This is a genomic window from Micromonospora sp. WMMA1976 (assembly GCF_027497335.1).
Classification (GTDB): domain Bacteria; phylum Actinomycetota; class Actinomycetes; order Mycobacteriales; family Micromonosporaceae; genus Micromonospora; species Micromonospora aurantiaca.
The window spans coordinates 1181674-1201497 of sequence record NZ_CP114912.1; the positions used below are offsets into that span (position 1 = coordinate 1181674).

15 protein-coding genes are annotated in these 19824 nt (G+C 73.2%); 10 read left to right on the plus strand and 5 right to left on the minus strand.

Translation table 11 applies throughout. The features are described from left to right. The first annotated feature begins 1 nt into the window (after position 1). From O7546_RS05660 to O7546_RS05675, 4 genes are all read left to right on the plus strand, one after another. Positions 2 to 709, plus strand: a complete 708-nt coding sequence (locus tag O7546_RS05660) for an ATP-binding cassette domain-containing protein (protein ID WP_194799756.1) — start codon at positions 2 to 4, stop codon at positions 707 to 709. After that, positions 706 to 2856 (plus strand): YhgE/Pip domain-containing protein, encoded by a 2151-nt coding sequence (locus tag O7546_RS05665; protein WP_194799757.1) that lies wholly within the window; start codon positions 706 to 708, stop codon positions 2854 to 2856. Before O7546_RS05660 ends, O7546_RS05665 begins: the two co-directional genes overlap by 4 nt. A 10-nt stretch (positions 2857 to 2866) precedes the next feature. Then, positions 2867 to 3460, plus strand: a complete 594-nt coding sequence (locus O7546_RS05670; RefSeq protein ID WP_073830318.1) for a TetR/AcrR family transcriptional regulator — start codon at positions 2867 to 2869, stop codon at positions 3458 to 3460. Positions 3461 to 3550: 90 nt separating this feature from the next. After that, positions 3551 to 7036, plus strand: coding sequence for an ABC transporter ATP-binding protein (locus O7546_RS05675; protein ID WP_281600574.1), 3486 nt, complete (start codon positions 3551 to 3553; stop codon positions 7034 to 7036). Between the two features lie 101 nt (positions 7037 to 7137). Here O7546_RS05675 and O7546_RS05680 read toward each other — a convergent pair whose 3' ends face one another. The 4 genes from O7546_RS05680 to O7546_RS05695 all read right to left on the minus strand — a co-directional run bounded on the left by O7546_RS05680 (position 7138) and on the right by O7546_RS05695 (position 11319). Continuing rightward, positions 7138 to 8205, minus strand: a complete 1068-nt coding sequence (locus O7546_RS05680; protein WP_281600575.1) for an NADH:flavin oxidoreductase/NADH oxidase — start codon at positions 8203 to 8205, stop codon at positions 7138 to 7140. A gap of 69 nt (positions 8206 to 8274) precedes the next feature. Further along, on the minus strand, positions 8275 to 9555 hold the full coding sequence (locus O7546_RS05685; protein WP_194799839.1) for a dicarboxylate/amino acid:cation symporter: 1281 nt from the start codon (positions 9553 to 9555) through the stop codon (positions 8275 to 8277). 137 nt (positions 9556 to 9692) lie between these two features. Continuing rightward, entirely contained in the window at positions 9693 to 10361 is a 669-nt protein-coding gene (locus tag O7546_RS05690) for a DUF998 domain-containing protein (protein WP_194799760.1), read from the minus strand. After that, positions 10354 to 11319, minus strand: a complete 966-nt coding sequence (locus O7546_RS05695) for a glutathione S-transferase C-terminal domain-containing protein (protein ID WP_269696300.1) — start codon at positions 11317 to 11319, stop codon at positions 10354 to 10356. Before O7546_RS05695 ends, O7546_RS05690 begins: the two co-directional genes overlap by 8 nt. 87 nt (positions 11320 to 11406) lie before the next feature. Here O7546_RS05695 and pcaF point away from each other — a divergent pair, with 87 nt between their 5' ends. The 6 genes from pcaF to O7546_RS05725 all read left to right on the plus strand — a co-directional run bounded on the left by pcaF (position 11407) and on the right by O7546_RS05725 (position 18457). Beyond that, positions 11407 to 12612 carry a 3-oxoadipyl-CoA thiolase gene (gene pcaF / locus O7546_RS05700; protein ID WP_194799762.1) on the plus strand — a complete coding sequence of 402 codons (1206 nt, stop codon included), beginning with the start codon at positions 11407 to 11409 and terminating at the stop codon, positions 12610 to 12612. 116 nt (positions 12613 to 12728) lie between these two features. Then, positions 12729 to 13547: an SAM-dependent methyltransferase gene (locus O7546_RS05705; protein WP_194799763.1), complete on the plus strand. Its 819-nt coding sequence runs from the start codon at positions 12729 to 12731 to the stop codon at positions 13545 to 13547. Positions 13548 to 13552: 5 nt separating this feature from the next. Continuing rightward, complete coding sequence (locus tag O7546_RS05710) at positions 13553 to 15703, plus strand: EAL domain-containing protein (RefSeq protein ID WP_194799764.1); 2151 nt, start codon at positions 13553 to 13555, stop codon at positions 15701 to 15703. A 9-nt stretch (positions 15704 to 15712) separates the two neighbouring features. Then, a complete protein-coding gene (locus O7546_RS05715; RefSeq protein ID WP_194799765.1) occupies positions 15713 to 16213 on the plus strand; it encodes a DUF456 domain-containing protein in 501 nt (166 codons plus the stop codon). Between the two features lie 262 nt (positions 16214 to 16475). Then, positions 16476 to 18050: an amino acid permease gene (locus tag O7546_RS05720; RefSeq protein WP_194799766.1), complete on the plus strand. Its 1575-nt coding sequence runs from the start codon at positions 16476 to 16478 to the stop codon at positions 18048 to 18050. 29 nt (positions 18051 to 18079) lie between these two features. Beyond that, positions 18080 to 18457, plus strand: a complete 378-nt coding sequence (locus O7546_RS05725; protein WP_194799767.1) for a nuclear transport factor 2 family protein — start codon at positions 18080 to 18082, stop codon at positions 18455 to 18457. Between the two features lie 33 nt (positions 18458 to 18490). Here the strand turns inward: O7546_RS05725 and O7546_RS05730 are convergent, their stop codons facing one another. Beyond that, a complete protein-coding gene (locus tag O7546_RS05730; RefSeq protein WP_194799768.1) occupies positions 18491 to 19771 on the minus strand; it encodes an MFS transporter in 1281 nt (426 codons plus the stop codon). Positions 19772 to 19824: the final 53 nt, after the last annotated feature.

The window sequence follows — 19824 nt, forward strand, 5'->3', positions numbered from 1 at the left end:
AATGAACATCGTCGAGGCCGTCGGCCTGGGCCTGCGCACCCGCCGCGGCTGGGTCTACCGGGACGTCGACCTCACCGCCGCGAGCGGTGAGCTGCACGCCGTGACCGGCCCGCCCGGCAGCGGGCGCACCTCGCTGCTGCTCGCCCTGGCCGGGCGCTTCCCGCACAACCACGGCGAGCTACGCCGCCGCGGACCGGCCGCGCTCGGCCAGGTGGCGGGCGTGCACGAACCCGACCCGACGCTCACCGTCGCCGAGCACATCACCGAACGCCTGCTGCTGCTCGGCCCGGTGCCCCGCCGCCGGCGCCGCCTCGTGCCGGTGGCAGCGGTCCGAGCCCGCCGGGCCTACCGCCGCGACGCCTACGCCGCCGCCGTCGCCGGCGCCGGACTCACCGACGCGCCCCTGGACCCCGACCGGTACGGCCGCGACCTCACCCCGGTCGAACGGCAGGTGCTCGGGCTGGTGCTCGCCAGCCTCGGCGGCCCCAGCCTGATCGTCGCCGACGACGTGGACGCCGGCGCCGACCGCCCCGAGCGGGAGTGGATGTGGGGCGCGCTGGAACGCCTCGCCGACCAGGGGTACGCCGTGGTCGCCAGCGCCCGCGCCGTCGAACCCGGCGTGGCCGCCACCGTGCACCGCATCGGCGACCCGGTCCCGCCCGTCCCCGCCCTCACCGTTCCCGCCGAGCCCGCCGAGGTGCCCGCATGAGCGTCCTGCGACTGGCCCTGTTCGAGCTGCGCCGGATGACCCGGGGCCGGCTGCCGCGCGCCGCCCTCGCCGTGCTCACCATCGTCCCGCTGCTCTATGGCGCCCTCTACCTGTACGCGTTCTGGGATCCCTACGGGAAGATGGACCGGATCCCGGTCGCCCTGGTCAACGCCGACCGTCCGGCCACCGCCGGTGACGGCAGCGAGGTGCACGCCGGCCGTGACCTCACCGACAAGCTGCTCGACCGCAAGGTGTTCGGCTGGACCGTCACCGACCAGGGCGACGCCACGAAGGGGCTGCGCGACGGGCGCTACCACCTCGTCTTCTCCATCCCGGAGGACTTCTCCGCCACCCTCGCCGCCGGCCCGGAACCGGACCGCCCGGCCCGGCAGGGCGAGCTGAAGGTCGTCAACGACGACGCCACCAACTACCTCTCCGGCCTGCTCGCCCGGTCGGCGTTCAGCGAGATCCGGGCCGCAGCCGCGCAGAGCACCGCCGCCACGTACTTCGACAAGATGCTGATCGGCTTCACCGACGCCAAGGCCGAGACCGGACGCGCCGCCGACGGCGCCGGGAGGATCGCCGACGGGCTCGGCAGCTCCCAGCAGGGCGCGGGAAAGATCGCCGACGGGCTCGGTGACGCCGAGGACGGTGCCGGGCAGCTCGCCGGCGGGCTCAACCAGTCGGTCCAGGGCGCGGACAAGCTCGCCAAGGGCCTCGACCAGCTGCGGACCGGCGCCGCCCAGCTCGCCGACGGCGCCGGCCGCGCCGCCACCGAGACCAAGGCCGCAGCGGCCACCGTGAACGCCGCCGCCGACAAGTACGAGCCGGTGCTGCGCCGCAACGCCGACAAGATCGAGAAGGCGGCCACGCTCGTCGCCGACGGCGCGCAGCAGCTCGCCGCCGGGCTGGACGCGCTGCCGGGCAAGGCCGCCGAGGTGGTCGCTACCGCCGAGGAGATCCGCGACCGGCTCGACGCGGTCGCGAAGGAACACCCCGAGCTGGCCGACAACAGGGACTTCGCCGCCGCCCGCAAGGCCGCCGACCAGGCCGTCACGCAGGCCCGTTCCGTGGTGGCCGCGCTGGACAAGACCGACATGGCCACGCTGCGCAAGCAGATGACAGACGTGTCGAAGACCGCCCGCGAGGTGGCCGCCGCCGCGCCGCACCTGGCCGACGACGTCGCCTCCGCCCGCGCGAAGGTCAACGAGCTGGCCGGCGGGCTCGCCACGCTGGCCCAGGGCAGCGCCAAGCTCCGCGACGGGCTGGGCGACGCGTCGACCGGCGCGAACGAGCTGCGCGGCGGCCTCTACCGGCTCGCCTCGGGCGCCCGCCAGCTCGACGGCGGCCTGGCCCAGCTCGGCAGCGGCAGCAACCGCCTGGTCGACGGGCTGACCCGGCTGGAGGGCGGTGCCGGCGACCTCGCCGACGGGCTCGCCGCCGGGGAGCGGAAACTGCCCGGGTACGACGACGCGGCCACTCGCGCCGGCGTGCTCGGTGACCCGGTCGGCCTGATCCGCGACTCGCAGAACCCGGCCGGCTCGTACGGCGTCGGCTTCGCCCCGTACTTCCTCTCGCTGGCGCTCTGGGTCGGCGCGATGATCACGTACATGCTGTTGCGGCCGGTCAACCGGCGGCACGTGATGTCCGGCGCGCCCGGCTGGCGGGTCGTGCTCGCCGGGTGGCTCCCCGCCGCCGGTATCGGCCTGGCCCAGGTCACTGTGCTCTACACGGTGGTGACGCTCGGGCTCGGGCTCGACCCGAGGCACGGGGCGGCCACGTTCGGGCTGCTCGCCCTCACCTCGCTGGCGTTCACCGCGATCATGCAACTGCTCGGCGTGGCGCTCGGCCCGGCCGGCCGGCTGGCCGCGCTGGCGCTGCTGATGCTCCAGCTCACCTCGTCCGGCGGCACCTACCCGGTGCAGACCTCGCCCGGCTTCTTCCAGGCCGTCCACCCCTGGCTGCCGATGACGTACGTGGTGGACGGCCTGCGGCACACCATCAACGGCGGTACGACCGCCCCCGTGGTCACCGCCGCGCTGGTGCTGCTCGCGTTCGGGCTGGGCGCGACGGCGCTCACCGTCGGCGCGGCCCGCCGGTCCCGCCGGCTCACCCCGTCGAAGCTGCACCCCGAACTGACCATGTGAGGATGAGCCGGTGACGGACGGACGGACACGCCGGCGCGAGGACACCCGCCAGCGCCTCTTCGTGGCGGCGGTGGACCTCATCGCCGAGCAGGGCTTCTCGGCCACCACTGTGGACGACATCGCGGCCCGCGCCGGTGTGGCGAAGGGGACCGTCTACTACAACTTCGAGTCCAAGACCGTCCTGTTCGAGGAACTGCTGCGGCACGGCATCGGCCTGCTCACCGCCGAGTTCCGGGCCGCCGTCGACGGGCTGCCGCCGCTGGAGGCGCTCGGCGCGCTGGTCCGCGCCCAGCTGGAGTACATCCGCCGCTACCGCGCCTTCGCCCAGCTCCTGCTCTCGGAGATGTGGCGGACCAACAGGGAGTGGCAGCAGACGCTGCGGCTGCTGCGCGGCGAGGCCATCGCGGTGATCGCCGACACCGTGCAGGCCGGCGTGGACAGCGGCGACCTCCCGGCCGACCTGGACGTGCGTACCGCGAGTTCGGCGCTGTTCGGCGTCGGGCTGGTGGTGGCAGTGGACTGGCTGGTCTTCTCGCCGGAGCGGCCGATCGACGAGGTGCAGGAGTCGCTGCTCGGCATCGTCCGGCGGGTCGCCCGGACCTGACCAAGGGCCGGTAATTCGGTTGAATCCGGGCCGCCGTGAGGACGAGGCTGGGGACACCGCCCCCACCGAGCCGAGTCCGGAGGACCTTCCATGCGCCTGCTCCGAGATCTCTGGGCCACGGCGCCCCGGCGGATGACGGCGGTCCTGCTGCTGATCGTGCTCGGCGCCGCCGGCCAGGCGGCCGCTGCCGCGCTGGCCGGGCCGGTGCTTGTGCACCGCTCGTCCGGCTGGTTCGTCGCGCTCGCGGTGGCGCTCGTCGCCGCTGTCGTCACCGACCTGCTGATCGGCCTGATCATGGCCCGGCTCACCGCCGACTGGTCGGCCGACGTGCGGCGACGGCTCTGCCGGGTCGCGCTCGGCCAGGACCTGCCCACCCTGGAGACCACACCGGTCGGCGAACTGCTCGACCGGATCGACAACGACGTCTACCAGGTCGCCGCCGAGATGCGGAACACCGGCGTACGGCTGGCGCAGGGCCTCGCGGTCTGCGTACTCGCGACGGTGAGCGCGCTGATCGTCTGGTGGCCCGCGGGCATCGGCATGATCCTGCTCATCGCGCTGCTCGTGGTGACGCTGCGCCGTCCGACCGCCCGGATCGCCCCGGCCCGGATGGCCGAGGAGGAGGCGTGGTCCGACCTCGCGGCGGTGATGGAGGAGGCGGTGCACGGGCAGGACGACGTGCGCACCAGCCTCGCCCGGCCGTACGTGCTGCGCCTCTACGCGCGCCGCGCGGCCGAGGTGATCGCCCGGTGCGTCCGGGTGTTCCGGCTCTCCGCGCGGGTCACCGCCACCGCCGCGGGCGCGGTCGGGCTCGGCGTCGCGGGCGTGGTGCTGGGCGGCGCGTGGGCGCTGGCCACCGGCCGGGTGGACGCCGCCCGGCTCACCGCGATCTGGCTGCTGGTGATCGCGTTCGGCGCGACCGTCGAGCAGATCGCGCGCTGGGTGCCGCACCTGCAACAGGCGTTCGGCGCGTGGGGCCGGGTGCAGCTGCTCGCCGGGTCGCCGCAGGAGCCGGACGGCGGCGCCACCCCGGTCGACGGCGACCTGACCGTGCGCGGTCTCACCTACCGCTATCCGGCCGGCGGGGACGACCGCGGTCCGGCGCTGCGCGACGTGCACCTGGACTTCGTCCGCGGGCGCTCGTACGCGCTCGTCGGGCGTACCGGCTCGGGCAAGTCGACGCTGGCGAAGGTGCTCACCCGGGCGGTGGACGTGCCGCGCGGCACGGTGTTCCTCGGCGGCACCGACCTGGCCGACCTGGACGTGGACGAGTTGCGCCGGTGGATCGCCGTGGTGCCGCAGCGCACCGAGATCCTGGCCGGCACGCTGGCCGAGAACGTGGCGCTGTTCGACCCGGAGCTGCTGGACGCCGCCGAGCGGGCGCTGGCCGAGCTGGGCCTGGCCGGCTGGATCGCCGAGCTGCCCGACGGCGTGCACACCCGGCTCGGCGACGGCGGGTACGTGCTCTCCGCCGGGCAGGAACAGCTCGTCGCGTTCGCCCGCATCCTGGTCCGGGACCCGCACGTGGTGATCCTCGACGAGGCCACCGCACGGCTCGACCCGGTCACCGAGAACCGGGTACGCGAGGCCACCGAACGGCTGCTCACCGACCGGATCGGCATCGTCATCGCGCACCGGCTCTCCTCGGTGCGCCGCTGCGACGAGGTGGTGGTGATGGCCGACGGCGCGGTACTGGAGGCCGGTCCGCTGCGCGAGTCGGCCCGCTTCGCCGAACTGCTCGCCACCAGCCACGCCGGGGCGTACGCCGGAGTGGGCGCCCGGGGCGGCGGCGTGAACCTGCTCGACGCGCCCGCCTGGGACGACGCCCCGGCCACGCCGACCGCACCCGCGACCCGGCCGGCCGCCGTGCCGCGCGCCGACCCGCCACCCGCGCCGCCCTTGCCGCCCGCGCGGACCATGCGGGAGATCTTCCGGCTGGGCACCAACGACACCCGGTACGGCCTGCTCTCGGTCGGCCTGTTCATCGTGATGACGGTGCTCGGCATGGACGGCGCGGTGCTGCCCTGGCTCTGGGCCGACCTGATCGGCGGAGGCGACCCGTGGCTGCCGGCGCTGGGCATCGTGGCCGCGCTGCTCGTGGTGCTGCCGCTGCCGTACCTGACCAATTTGTGGTTCCCGCAGTGGTGGATCCGGCAGATGCTGCGGATCAGCGCCCGGCTGGTGCACGGGCAGACCGGCGCGCGCCGGGTCAGCGGGCACACCCCGGCCGAGGTGGTGGCCCAGGGCGGCGACACCGACCGGGTGGTGCACCTGGCCGACAACCTGATGGACCAGTTCATCTCGCTGGTCATCGTGGTCGCCATGACGCTGGTGACGGGCAGTCTCGTACCGGCGATGTTCTTCGTCGGCACGATGGTGGTCTCCGGGCTGGCGGCGACGCTGTTCGCGCCCCGGCTGGAACGCACCGCGGCCGGCACGGTGAAGGCGCGCGCCGCGTTCGCCACCGCGCTGGTCTCCGCGCTGTCCGCCGCCCGTACGGTCAAGCTGGCCGGCGCGACCCGCCCGGTGCTGCGCCACCTCGCCCGGCTGGACGAGGTACGCAGCGAGCGGCAGCGACGCGAGATCGCCATGCAGGTGTGGGCCCGGTCCACTCCGTCGGTCGCCAGCGGCCTGCTGCCGATCGGCGCGTGGGCGCTCTACCTGGCCGGGGAGCTGTCGGCGGGTGCCACGCTGGTGGCCGTGTCCACCCTGGCCGCGGCCCGCTGGTTCGCGTGGACCACCGCGTCGCTGGTCTCGCAGTACCCGTCGGCGCGGGTGTGGACGAAGCGGACGGTGGCGATGACCGGCGAGGCCGTGTACGCGGCGCCGGTGCCCGGCCTGGACCTGGTCGCCGGCACCGCGCCCGCGCCCGAGCCGCCGCCCCGGCACCCGCTGCGCCGCCTGGAGCTGGCCGGCTTCGGTGCGCTGCACTCCGACGGCACGCTCGCCGTCCGCGACGTGGACCTGGTGGTCGAGCGCGGGCAGTTGGTGCTGGTCGTCGGCCCGGTCGGGTCCGGCAAGTCGTCGCTGCTGCGCGCGCTCGCCGGGATCGTGCACCACGTCGGCGAGCTGCGCTGGAACGGTGACCCGGTGACCGAGCCGGAGATGTTCCTGCGTCCCAACCAGGTCGGGTACGTGGGCCAGATGCCCCGGGTGCTCTCCGGCACGGTGGCCGACAACATCGCGCTCGGCCACCAGGTGGACGCCGCCGGGGCGGTCACCACCGCCCAGCTCGAACACGACCTGGCCGCGGCCGGGGGCGGGCTCGGGTTGCTGATCGGGCACAAGGGCACCCGGCTGTCCGGCGGTCAGCTCCAGCGGCTGGCGCTGGCCCGGGCGCTCGCCCCGCGTACCGAGCTGCTGGTGGCCGATGACGTGTCGTCGGCGCTGGACGTGAGCACGGAGCTGGCTCTGTGGGCGGCGTTGCGCGAGCACGGGGTCACTGTGGTCGGCTCGACCGCGAAGCGGGCCGCGCTGGTCCGGGCGGACCACGTGGTGGTGCTGATCGACGGCACGGTGGCCGACCAGGGCACCTGGACCGACCTGGAACCCCGCTGGAACCACCTGGCCGGCTGACCCCCCTTTCCCGGTTGATCATGAAGTTGGCGGCGACAAAACGGACGCAGAACGCCGCCAACTTCATGATCGACCCCGCAAGGGCGGGGCGGGGAGGTCCGTCAGACGGCTCGGGTGTACTGGGTGGGCCAAGTTGGGGTGGCGTTCAGCTTGGCGGCGGCGCGGCGCGGCCAGTACGGGTCGCGCAGCAGTTCCCGGCCCAGCAGCACCAGGTCCGCCTCACCGCCGGACACGATCTGCTCGGCCTGCTCGGGCTCGACGATCAGGCCCACGGCACCGGTCGGCACCCCGGCGTCGCGGCGGATCCGGGCGGCCAGCGGCACCTGGTAGCCGGGTCCGACCGGGATGGACGCCCGGACCGCCGCGCCGCCGGAGGACGTGTCGACCAGGTCCACCCCGGCGGCGGCCAGCTCACCGGCGAGCACCACGCTGTCCTCGACGGTCCAGCCGCCGTCGGCCCAGTCGGTGGCGGAGATCCGGGTCAGCACCGGCACCGACTCGCCGACGGCGGCGCGTACCGCGCGGGCCACGTCGAGGGTGAGCCGCATCCGGGCGGCCCGGTCACCGCCCCAGCCGTCGGTGCGCCGGTTGGTCAGCGGGGACAGGAACTCGTGCAGCAGGTAGCCGTGCGCGGCGTGGATCTCCACGGCGGCGAACCCGGCGTCCAGCGCCCGCCCGGCGGCGGTCGCGAAGGCGTCCACCACCGCCGCGATGCCCGACTCGTCCAGCGCGGTCGGCGTGCGGTACTCCGGAACGAACGGCTGGTCACCGGGGCCGACCGGGGTCCAGCCGCCCTCGGCGTCCGGCACGCCGCCGCGCGCCGGCGCCCACGGCCGGTACGTGGACGCCTTGAACCCGGCGTGCGCGAGCTGCACGGCCGGCACCGCACCCTGACCGGCGACGAACGCGGTGATCGGCCGCCACGCGTCGACGTGCGCGCCGGACCACAGGCCGGTGTCCTGCGGGCTGATCCGGCCCTCGGGCACCACTGCCGTCGCCTCGGTGATGACGAGCCCGGCCCCGCCGACGGCGCGGGAACCGAGGTGGACGCGGTGCCAGTCGGTGGGCAGGCCGTCCGGTCCGGCGCTGTACTGGCACATGGGTGCCAGCGCGATCCGGTTGGGCACTGTGACGCCGCGCAGGGCGAGCGGGGTGAACAGGGCGCTCATTGGCGAGGATCCTCCGGTCATGACTTCGGGTGCGCCCCGTTGCGCGGGACGCACCCGAAGAGGTGTGGATCAGGCGGGTACGGGGTCGAGCCGCTCGGTCTCGACCGGCTCGATCAGGTCGCGCTTGCCGGCCGAGTCGTACGCGGCCCGGTCGAGCGTGCCCTCCCGGGCGGCCACGATGGTCGGCACCACGGCCTGCCCGGCCACGTTCGTGGCGGTACGGATCATGTCCAGGATCGGGTCGATGGCCAGCAGCAGACCGGCCCCGGCCAGCGGCAGGCCCAGCGTGCTCAGGGTCAGCGTGAGCATGACGATCGCACCGGTCAGGCCGGCGGTCGCGGCCGAACCGACCACCGAGACGAACGCGATGAGCAGGTAGTCGGTGACGCCCAGGTTCACGCCGAACACCTGCGCCACGAAGATCGCGGCGAGCGCCGGGTAGATGGCGGCGCAGCCGTCCATCTTCGTGGTGGCGCCGAACGGCACCGCGAAGGAGGCGTACTCGCGGGGGACGCCGAGGCGCTCCACCGAGCGCTGGGTCACCGGCATGGTGCCCACCGAGGAGCGGGAGACGAAGGCCAGCTCGATGGCAGGCCAGGCGCCGGCGAAGAAGCGCAGCGGATTGAGCCTGCCGGCCACGGCGAGCAGCACCGGGTAGACCACGAACAGCACCAGCGCGCAGCCGACGTAGACGGCCGTGGTGAACTTCGCGAGCGGGGCGAGCAGGTCCCAGCCGTACGAGGCGACGGCGTTGCCGATCAGGCCGAGCGTGCCGATCGGGGCGAGCCGGATGACCCACCAGAGCGCCTTCTGCACGATCGACAGCAGCGAGCGGTTGAGCGACACGAACGGCTCGGCGGCGTCGCCGACGAGCAGCGCGGCGGCGCCCACCACCAGGGCGAGGAAGACGATCTGCAGGACGTTGCCCTCGACGAACGCGCCGACCGGGTTGGTCGGGACGATGCCGGTGAGGAAGTCGATCCAGGAGCCGGTGGTCTTCGGTGCGGTGGCGCCGGCCGGGTCCAGGTCGACGCCCCGCCCGGGGTCGGTGAGCAGGCCGATGCCGATGCCGATGCTCACCGCGATGAGGGCGGTGACGGCGAACCAGAGCAGTGTCTTGACGGCGAGCCGGGCGGCGTTGGCGACGCCGCGCAGGCTCACCACGCTGACCACGATGGCGGTGAAGACAAGCGGCGGCACGGCGAGCTTGAGCAGCTGGACGAAGAGGCCGCCGACGGTGTCGAGCGTGCTGGTCAGCCAGGCGAGGTCGGCGGCGCGGGCGAGGAAACCGAGCGCCACGCCGAGCACGAGGCCGAGCAGGATCTGGACGGAGAAGGGAATTCTGCGCAGGGCGGAAGTCATGGGGACGGATCCAAGGTCTGGAGAGGGAAGGCGGGCGTCGGGGGCGTGGAGCTACGCCGGACAGACGCCGCTGGCCTGCCGTCGGAGATCGACGTACAGGCGCTCGGTGAGGCACCAGACATTGGTCATCGTCGCGACACGTTACTCCCGTCCCGGGTCGGAACGGAAGGACCGTCGCCGGTGAGGCTCCTTACAGCCAGGTAGCCGGAGGTGATCAGTCCCCAGGCGGCCACCACGACCAGCAGCACCCGTTCCGACACCCCGAGCAGCGCGCTGCGGCCGACCAGCAGCAGCGCCGCCGCGACCACGACGGCCACCGGCAGCGCCAGTGCCGCGCCGACCGCCGCGATCCGCCGCAGCCCCCGGTCCGCGGCCGGGGAGAACAGCACCACGAGCATGGCGAGCACCACAGCGGCCGTCGCCGCGATGCTGGCCCCGCCGTGCACCAGGTCGGCCACCGTGGGCGCCTCGAACGGCGGCAGCGGGCAGCCCTCGCTGCACGTGACAGCGCCGGAGAGCACAGTGGCGACCGCGCCGACGCCGAGCAGCCCGGCCGCCCCGCGCAACCCCGGCGGCAGCGCCCCGGCGAGCAGCAGCAGCGACGCGGCCACCGAGAAGATCCCGATCCGGTACGCCCCGGCATACCCGCTGTCGGTGATGCCCGCCTCACTCACGTACCCGGCGGGGCCCGGACCGGGACCGGCGACCACCGCAACGGTCACCGCGGCGACGCCTGCGGCCAGGCAGACGCCGGCGAACGCGGCGGCGATCCGGCGGGCCGTGTCCTCAGCCACGTCCGTGCGGGGTGGTCCAGCCGGACAGATCGGGGCCGAGCGGCACGATCCGGGTCGGGTTGATCATGTCGTGGGTGGCGTAGTAGTGCCGCTTGATGTGGTCGAAGTCCACCGTCTCGCCGAAGCCCGGCGTCTGGAACAGGTCCCGCGCGTACGCCCACAGCACCGGCATCTCGGTGAGCTTGCGCTCGTTGCACTTGAAGTGGCCGTGGTACGCCACGTCGAAGCGCACCAGCGTGGTGAACAGGCGCACGTCCGCCTCGGTGATCGCGTCGCCCATCAGGTAGCGCCGACCGGACAGCCGCTCGCTCAGCGCGTCCAGGCGGGCGAACAGCGCGGTGAACGCCTCGTCGTACGCCTCCTGGGAGGTGGCGAAGCCGCACCGGTAGACGCCGTTGTTGACGTCCCGGTGGATCTCCGCCATCAGCGCGTCCATCTCCGGGCGCAGCTCGACCGGGTAGAGATCGGGCGCGTCCGGCGCGTGGAACCGCCGCCACTCGGTCGAGAAGTCCAGCGTGAGCTGCGGATAGTCGTTCGTCACCACCCGCCCGGTGAGCGTGTCCACGAGCGCCGGCACGGTGACCCGGCCGGTGTAGTCCCTGTCGGTGGACAGGTACGCCTCGGACAGGAAACCGATGCCGAGCACCGGGTCGAAGCCGTCCGGGTCGAGCGCGAACCGCCAGCCCCGCTCGTCCCGGATCGGGTCGACGGTGCCCAGCGAGATCACCTCGTCCAGGCCGAGCAGGCCGCGCACGATCCGGGCCCGGTGCGCCCACGGGCAGGCCCGGCACCAGATCAGCCGGTAGCGGCCCGCCTCCAGCGGCCAGCGCCCCGCCTCGTCCGGCCCGCCGCCCTCGGGTGACGTGGAGTGCGGGGTGACCCGGCCGGTGAACCGGTTGGGCTGGCGGACGAACGCGCCGCCGCCGCTTGTCTCTGCGCTGAACTGGGCCCCGGACATGCGGCAAACCTATCCGCTCCGGTCACGGATATCCTGGCGCCGGGTACCCCCACCGACCCCTTCCCACCCCCGAAGGACGTACGCGCGATGACAGTGGCCTATCTCGTTGCCGGAGTCCGTACCCCGATCGGCCGGTACGCCGGCGCCCTGGCCGGGGTCCGCCCGGACGACCTGGCCGCGCACGTCGTCCGCGAGCTGGTGGCCCGCCACCCGTCTGTCGACTGGGCCCGCACCGACGACGTGATCCTGGGCTGCGCCAACCAGGCCGGTGAGGACAACCGCAACGTGGCCCGGATGGCGGCGCTGCTCGGCGGCCTGCCGGAGGAGGTGCCGGGCAGCACCGTCAACCGGCTCTGCGGCTCCGGCCTCGACGCGCTCGCCTCCGCCGCCCGCGCGATCGTCGCCGGGGAGGCCGACCTGGTGGTGGCCGGTGGCGTGGAGAGCATGAGCCGGGCGCCGTTCGTCATGCCGAAGGCGGCCACGCCGTTCGCCCGCACCGCCGAGGTGTACGACACCACGATCGGCTGGCGGCTGGTCAACCCGCTGATGCGCAAGGGCTGGGGCGTCGACTCGATGCCGGAGACGGCGGAGAACGTGGCGGCCGAGTTCGGCGTGGACCGGGCCGCGCAGGACGCCTTCGCGTACCGGTCGCAGCAGCGGGCCGCCAAGGCGCAGGCCGACGGCCGGCTGGCCGAGGAGATCGTCCCGGTGACGGTGCCCGCCGGCAAGCGGGAGTCGAAGCTGGTCGAGGCCGACGAGCACCCGCGCGAGACGACGCTTGCGAAGCTCGCCACGCTGCCCACCCCGTTCCGCGAGGGCGGCACCGTCACCGCAGGCAACTCCTCCGGCGTCAACGACGGCGCCGTCGCGCTGCTCGTCGCCTCCGCGGCCGCCGTCGAACGCTATGGCCTCACCCCGCTGGCCCGGGTACGCGGCGCCGCGTCCGCCGGCGTACCGCCGCGGATCATGGGCATCGGCCCGGTCCCGGCGACCCGCAAGCTGCTCGACCGGACGGGCCTGTCGCTCGTCGACGTGGACGTGATCGAGCTGAACGAGGCGTTCGCCGCGCAGTCCGTGGCGGTGCTGCGTGAGCTGGGCCTGCCGGAGGACGCCGAGCACGTCAACCCCGGCGGCGGTGCCATCGCGTTGGGTCACCCGCTCGGTGCCAGCGGCGCCCGGCTGGCGTTGACCGCCGCGCTGGAACTACGCCGGCGGGGCGGCCGGCGGGCGCTCGCCACCATGTGCATCGGCGTCGGCCAGGGCATCTCGCTGCTGCTGGAATCGGCCGGCTGAACCGGGCCGCCGGCATCGCCCGCTGTGGATCTCCCGAACCCCGCCGTACCGGCCTAGAGTGGTCTGGACCACATGATCCGCCATCGACGGCGGACGACGACCTGGGGGACCGAGCGATGCAGACGCCGGAGAGCCTGCCCACCGAGATCGACCTGAGCCGGCCGAGCGCCGCTCGGGTCTACGACTACTTCCTCGGTGGGGCGCACAACTTCGAGATCGACCGGCAGCTCGCCGAACAGATCGCGGCCATGACGCCGAACCTGGCCGCCACCATGCGCGCCGGGCGGGAGTTCCTGCGCCGGGCCGTACGGGTGCTGCTCGACGCCGGCATCGACCAGTTCCTCGACATCGGCTCCGGCATCCCCACCGTCGGCAACGTGCACGAGGTCGCCCAGGCCGCCAACGCGGACGCCCGGATCGTGTACGTCGACATCGACCCGGTCGCCGTGGCGCACAGCCACGAACTGCTCGCCGGCAACGACCGGGCCACCGCGGTCCTGGCCGACCTGCGCGAGCCGAAGCTGATCCTGGACCACGCCGCCGCCAGCGGCCTGATCGACTTCGACCGGCCGCTGGGCATCCTGCTCGCCGGCGTGGTGCACTTCGTACCCGACGCCGACCGCCCGGCCGACATCCTGGCCACCCTGCGCGCCGCCGCCGCGCCCGGCAGCTACCTGGTCATCTCCCACTCCACGTTCGAGGACCAGCCGCAGGAGATGCTGGACGCGCAGCGGCTGTCGGCGCGTACCGCCACCGAGATCACGCTGCGCTCGCGGGCCGAGATCACCGGCTTCTTCGGCGACTGGACGATCCTCGAACCGGGCGTGGTGCACATGCCGCTGTGGCGGCCCGACTCCCCGTCGGACGTGGACGAGCACCCGGAGCGGTTCGGGGCCTTCGGCGGCGTCGCCCGGCACGACCGCGCCGCCGGCTGAACCCCATGCGCGCCCCGGACAGCGACGGGGGAGACGTCAGCCGGCCCGGCGCCGCCGCGTACGCCGCCGAGTGGGCTCGCGCGGTGCGTCGCATCGGGTTCGTGCCGCTGAGCGCGGCCGAGACCGAGCGCCTGCTGGTGCCGCTCACCGAGCGGCTCGGCGAGGCCCTGCTCGCCCCCACCTTCTCCGCCGGCCCGGCGGAGGAGGTGGGGCGTGCCCTGGTCCAGGCGCACCTCACCGAGCCCGGCGTACTCGACTGGTCGGTGCAGGCGCTCGGTGACCGGTTCCTGCCCTGGGTGCTGCCGTCACGCACCGAGTCGCCGGAGCTGCGCGAGCGGGTGGCGCTGCTGCAGGGCGCGTTCGCTGCCGGGTTCGCCCGCGCGCTGCGCGACCGGGTCTTCAGCCAGCAGGAGCGGATCGCCCGGTCGGCGTGGCAGGCCCGGGACACCGTCGAGCAGGCGCTGCGCGACAGCGAGGCCCGCTTCCGGGCGGTCTTCACCGGCGCCGTCATCGGCATCGGCATCGCCGGGGTGGACGGGCAGATCATCGAGGTCAACCAGGCGTTCGCGGACATGCTCGGCTACACCGTCGCGGAGATGCGGCGGATGAACGTGTCGGCGCTGGCCTATGCCGACGACGCGGCCGGGATGTGGGAGCTGTACAAGGAGCTGATCGAGGGCAAGCGGGACAGCGCCCGGGTGGAGAAGCGCTACTACCGCAAGGACGGCAGCGTGGTCTGGACCGACCTCGCGGTCTCGCTGATCCGGCACGACGACGGCCGGCCCCGGTTCACCGTCGCGATGGTGGAGGACATCACCCAGCGGTACGAGCTGCAGCAGCGGCTGCGCTTCCAGGCGCTGCACGACCCGCTGACCGGCCTGCCCAACCGGACGCTGTTCTTCGAACAACTCGGCGAGGTCTTCGACGGCGCCGGCCCGGACCAGCGCGTCGGCCTCTGCTTCATCGACCTGGACGGCTTCAAGGCGGTGAACGACAGCCTCGGCCACGACCTGGGCGACCGGCTGCTCAAGGTGATCGCCCGCCGGCTCAGCGACTGCGTGGCCGGGCGCGGTCACCTGGTGGCCCGGATGGGCGGCGACGAGTTCGTCATCCTGGTCGACTCCGACGGCGGCATCGACGACGCGGTGGAGGTCGCCGAACTGGCCCTGGCCGCGGTGTCCGCGCCGGTGCACGTCGGCGACCAGCAGCTGGCCGTATCGGCGAGCATCGGCATCGTGGAGTGCCCGGCGGCGGAGACGAGCGTCGGTGACCTGATGAAGGCCGCCGACACCACGCTCTACTGGGCCAAGGCGGAGGGCCGGGGCCGCTGGGCGGTGTACGACCCGGAGCGCAGCGCCGCCGACATCGCCCGTTCCGCGCTGGCCGCGAACCTGCCCGCCGCGCTGGACCGGGGCGAGTTCGTGCTGCACTACCAGCCGATCGTGTCGCTGCTGGACGGCACGATGGTGGCGGTCGAGGCGCTGGTGCGCTGGCAGCACCCGGAGCTGGGACTGATCGGGCCGGACCGCTTCATCGGGCTGGCCGAGGAGACCGGCCTGATCGTCCGGCTCGGCGCCTGGGTGCTGCGTCAGGCGTGCCGCGACGCCGAGTCGTGGCGGCGTGCGTACCCGGACACCACGCCGGTGGTCAGCGTCAACCTGGCCGCCCGGCAGGCCGACGACCCGGCCATCGTGGAGACGGTGGCCGAGGCGTTGCAGCACACCGGCCTGCCGGCCGAGCTGTTGCAGCTGGAGCTGACCGAGAGCGCCGTCATGGGCAGCGCCGGTGAGCCGCTGCGGACGCTGCACCAGCTCGCCGGCCTCGGGCTGCGGCTGGCTATCGACGACTTCGGCACCGGCTACTCGAACCTGGCGTACCTGCGGCGGCTGCCGATCCACTGCGTGAAGCTGGCCGGCCCGTTCGTCGAGGGGATAAAGGGTGACGGCGGGGACGTGGCCGCCGACCACCGGGACGAGCGGATCGTGGACGCGCTGGTCCGGCTGGCGCACGCGCTGGAGCTGTCGGTGACGGCCGAGGCGGTGGAGACCGAGGTACAGGCCGAACGGCTGCGCGCGCTGCGCTGCGACACCGGGCAGGGCCGGCTGTTCGGCGCACCCGTGCCCGCCGACGGCATCCGCGCCCGCCTGGGCGGGTAGGAGAGAACTGTGAGCCTTACCGATTCGCAGGCCGTGGTGTCGGTGGTCGCCGCGCTGGCGATCGTCGCCGGCCTGGCCGGAGTGATCGTGCCGGGGCTGCCGGCTCTGCCGCTGTGCTGGGGCGGGGTGCTGGTGTGGACGCTGTTCGGCGACGCCGGGCCGGGCCGCTGGGCGGTGCTCGCCGCCGCCACCGCGATCGCCGCCGGCGGCACCGTGCTCAAGTACCTCTGGCCGGGGCGCAACCTGAAGCGGACCGGCGTGCCCACCACGTCGCTGCTGGCCGGCGGACTGCTCGGCGTGGTCGGGTTCTTCGTGATCCCGGTGATCGGGCTGCCGATCGGCTTCGTCGGCGGGATCTTCGGCGCGGAACGGCTGCGGCTGGGCGATACCCGCCTCGCCTGGCCGGCCACGGTGCAGGCACTCAAGGCGGCCGGGCTGTCGATGGTCCTGGAGTTCACCGCCGGCCTGATGATCGCCGCGCTGTGGGTCGCGGGGCTGCTGTTCGTCTAGAGGTGCGGCGGCGCGGGGCGTCCGGAGGGTACGGCAGTTCGCCGTACATCAGTGAGAGAGAGGTGGACGCCGCGCGCCGCCGCGGACCGGGCGTTGCCGAGCGCCCGGTGCCGGCCCGTCGGGTCGGGCCTGGTCACGCCCACAATGATGCCCCGGGTGGGATCGGGCGACAACGCAATTACCGGGGTACGTATTGACCACCTTGATCGGCCGGGAGCACACTGCGAGCACTCGCACGAGCATCGCCTCGAGGAGGTGTGCAGTGGCCACGACGCCCGCGCCGACCGCCGAGCAGCCGATGGACGACGACGCCCGACGACTCGCCGAACTCGGCTACAAACAGGAGCTGCGCCGCAAGTGGAGCGGCTTCTCCAACTTCGCGATCTCGTTCTCCATCATCTCGATCCTGGCCGGCTGCTTCACCACGTTCGGTCAGGCGTGGAACAACGGCGGCCCGGTGGCGATCTCCTGGGGCTGGCCGCTGATCTCGCTGTTCATCCTGATCATCGGCTTCTGCCTGGCCGAACTGGTGTCCGCGTACCCGACAGCGGGCGGGATCTACTGGTGGGCGGCGACGATGGGCCGGCCGGTGCACGGCTGGTTCACCGGCTGGCTCAACCTGATCGGGCTGGTCGCGGTGACCGCGTCGGTCGACTACGGCTGCGCCACGTTCCTCAACTTGACGCTGTCGGCGTTGTTCGACGGCTGGGCCGGCACCGGGCACCAGACGTTCGGGCTGTTCGTGGTGATCCTCGCGCTGCACGGGCTGATCAACATCTACGGGCACCGGATCATCGACGTACTCCAGAACGTCTCGGTCTGGTGGCACGTGGCCGGCGCGGCCGCCGTGGTGCTGATCCTGGTCCTGGTCCCGGACAACCACCAGAGCTTCCAGTTCGTGTTCACCGAGCGGTTCAACAACTCCGGCTTCGGGGACGGCGACACCGGCGGGCTGGCGTTCTGGTTCTACGTGCTGCCACTGGGTTTCCTGCTCACGCAGTACACGATCACCGGCTTCGACGCCTGCGCGCACGTCTCCGAGGAGACCCGGGGCGCGTCCAAGGCCGCCGCGCAGGGGCTGTGGCGGTCGATCTTCTACTCGGCGGTGGGTGGCTGGATCCTGCTGCTGGCGTTCCTGTTCGCGGCCACCGACGTGGACGCCATAAACGAGGCGGGCGGCTTCTCCGGGGCGATCTTCGAGAGCGCGCTGACGCCGTTCTTCTTCAAGGCCGTCATCATCATCTCCACCATCGGGCAGTTCTTCTGCGGCATGAGCTGCGTGACGTCGATGTCGCGGATGGCGTACGCGTTCAGCCGGGACCGCGCGGTGCCCGGCTGGAGACTCTGGTCGAAGGTGAACCGCAACGGCACGCCCGTCAACGCCATCATCGGCGCGACGCTGGCCGGGCTGGTGCTCACGCTGCCCGCGCTCTACCAGCGTGGCGGCATCCCGGTCGCGTTCTACGCGGTGGTGTCTGTCGCGGTGATCGGGCTGTACCTGTCCTTCATCATCCCGATCTTCCTGCGGCTGCGGATGGGCGACCGGTTCACCCCGGGCCCGTGGACGCTCGGCCGCCGCTACAAGCTGCTCGGCTGGATCGCGGTGGTCGAGATCGCGGTCATCTCGGTCTACTTCGTGCTGCCGATCGTCCCGGCGGGTGTACCAGGCAACCCCGACTTCAGCTGGACGGCGGTGAACTACGCGCCCATCGCCATCGGTGGCGTACTGCTCGGCGTCGCCATCTGGTGGTACGCCTCGGCCCGCAAGTGGTTCACCGGCCCGCGCCGCACCGTCGACCAGGCCGAACCCGAACCCGAGCCCGCCGAGCCGTCGTAGCTGTCGGTGGGTCCTGCCATCATCCGGTAATGGACTCGGAAGCGGTGGTACGCGCGTTGTGGGAGCGCATGCAGGCCCGGGACTGGGCCGGCGTCGGCGAGCTGCTGGCCGACGACGTGGTGGTGGAGTGGCCGGCCAGCGCCGAGCGGATCGTGGGCCGCGACAACTACGTGAAGATCAACGCCGAGTACCCGGAGGGCTGGTCGATCCGGGTACTGCGGGTGGTGGCGGCGGGCGAGACGGTCGTGTCCGAAGTGGAGGTGCCGCACGAGGGGATGGGCGTGCACCGGGTCGCGTCGTTCTGGACCGTGCGCGACGGGCGGATCGTCGACGGTCGGGAGTACTGGACGAGCCTCGGTGCGGACCCGTCCCCGCAGTGGCGGTCCGCCTGGGTCCGGCCGATGTGACGCGTCAGCGTCGGCACCTCGGATCGCGGCGAGTCAGTCGCGATCCGTGGAGGCGTTCGCGCGGGCTTCCAACCGCCGGAACTCCGGCGAGCTGACCGTACGCAACGTCACCGCGATCACCAGGGCACACAGCGCTGCCCCGCCCCAGAAGACCGCTCTGACGCCGATCAGTTCCGCGGTGAAGCCGGCGAGCAGAGCCCCGAGCGGCATCGATCCCCAGCTGGTCAGGCGACTCACCCCGCTGTAGCGCCCCATCATCGCATCGGGGACGACGAGCGCGCGCAGTGAGCTGTAGGTGACGTTCCAGGCGCCGCTGCCGGCGCCGCCCAGGAGGGTGGTCACGGCGATCAGCGGGGGTGACGAGGAGATCGCCGGTGCCGCCAGCAGCACGGCGAAACAGGCCATCGACGCGGTGAGGACGACCGGCCTTCCCAGCCGGCGGGTGAGCGCCGGCGCGACACCGGCGCCCAGCACGCCGCCCACTCCCAGGGCGCCGATCAGCAGTCCGTACTCCGAGCGGCTGAGGTCCAGCGGTCCGGGCGCGACCGCATAGACGACGATGACCGACATCCACGCCGCCCAGCAGCCACTCGCCGCGCCGGCTACCAGCAGCAGCGTCCGCAACACCCGCTCCCGCCACACGTACCGGACGCCCTCCCGGATGTCGGCACGAAGGCCGGACGCGCTCGGCGTCGAGCCGGGGTGGCGGTTGCTGCGATAGGGACCGGTCATGAGCGCCAAGGCGAGCAGCGCGCCGGCGTAGCCGACGCCTCCGGCGCCGAGCGCGACGGCCAGCCCGGCGGCAGCCAGCAGCCCGCCCAGAGGAGGCCCGATGAACTCGTTGGCGACGGTCTCGGTCGCGGTCAACTTGGCATACGCGGACTCCATGCGGTTCCGGGGGACGACCATCGGCACCACCGACATCCGGGTGGTGTCGGTGAACACCTCGGCGATGCCGAGTGCCAGTGCTCCCGCGTACAGGCCGGCCAGCGGCAGCGCGTCCGCGAGGAAGCCGGCGACGAGCACGGCCAGGATCAGGGCGCGCACGACGGTCGAGGCCATGATCAGGCGTCGGCGGTCGACCCGGTCGGCGAGGACGCCGGCGGGCAGCGAGAACAACAGCCAGGGCAGGGTGTTGGCCAGAGTGGTGCCGGCGACCAGTGCGGGGGAGTCCGTCATCGACACGGCCACCAGGGGCAGGGTCAGCTTGACGACGCCGTCGGCCAGGTTGGTGATCCCGACACCGGCCCACAACGCCCTGAAGTTCCGCCCGCCCACGGTCCGCGGTTCGGTCGACTGAATGACGCTCTGCATGGCCGGCAGCTTGAGGTATCGCGCGGTGCGACCCTAGAGTTTCGACTGGAGGC

Excerpts from the sequence above, each read along its gene's own strand:
- O7546_RS05660 (WP_194799756.1), top strand. The coding sequence starts at position 2 with ATGAACATCGTCGAGGCCGTCGGCCTGGGCCTGCGCACCCGCCGCGGC.
- O7546_RS05665 (WP_194799757.1), top strand. The coding sequence starts at position 706 with ATGAGCGTCCTGCGACTGGCCCTGTTCGAGCTGCGCCGGATGACCCGG.
- O7546_RS05675 (WP_281600574.1), top strand. The coding sequence starts at position 3,551 with ATGCGCCTGCTCCGAGATCTCTGGGCCACGGCGCCCCGGCGGATGACG.
- O7546_RS05680 (WP_281600575.1), bottom strand. The coding sequence starts at position 8,205 with ATGAGCGCCCTGTTCACCCCGCTCGCCCTGCGCGGCGTCACAGTGCCC.
- O7546_RS05695 (WP_269696300.1), bottom strand. The coding sequence starts at position 11,319 with ATGTCCGGGGCCCAGTTCAGCGCAGAGACAAGCGGCGGCGGCGCGTTC.
- pcaF (WP_194799762.1), top strand. The coding sequence starts at position 11,407 with ATGACAGTGGCCTATCTCGTTGCCGGAGTCCGTACCCCGATCGGCCGG.
- O7546_RS05705 (WP_194799763.1), top strand. The coding sequence starts at position 12,729 with ATGCAGACGCCGGAGAGCCTGCCCACCGAGATCGACCTGAGCCGGCCG.
- O7546_RS05710 (WP_194799764.1), top strand. The coding sequence starts at position 13,553 with ATGCGCGCCCCGGACAGCGACGGGGGAGACGTCAGCCGGCCCGGCGCC.
- O7546_RS05725 (WP_194799767.1), top strand. The coding sequence starts at position 18,080 with ATGGACTCGGAAGCGGTGGTACGCGCGTTGTGGGAGCGCATGCAGGCC.
- O7546_RS05730 (WP_194799768.1), bottom strand. The coding sequence starts at position 19,771 with ATGCAGAGCGTCATTCAGTCGACCGAACCGCGGACCGTGGGCGGGCGG.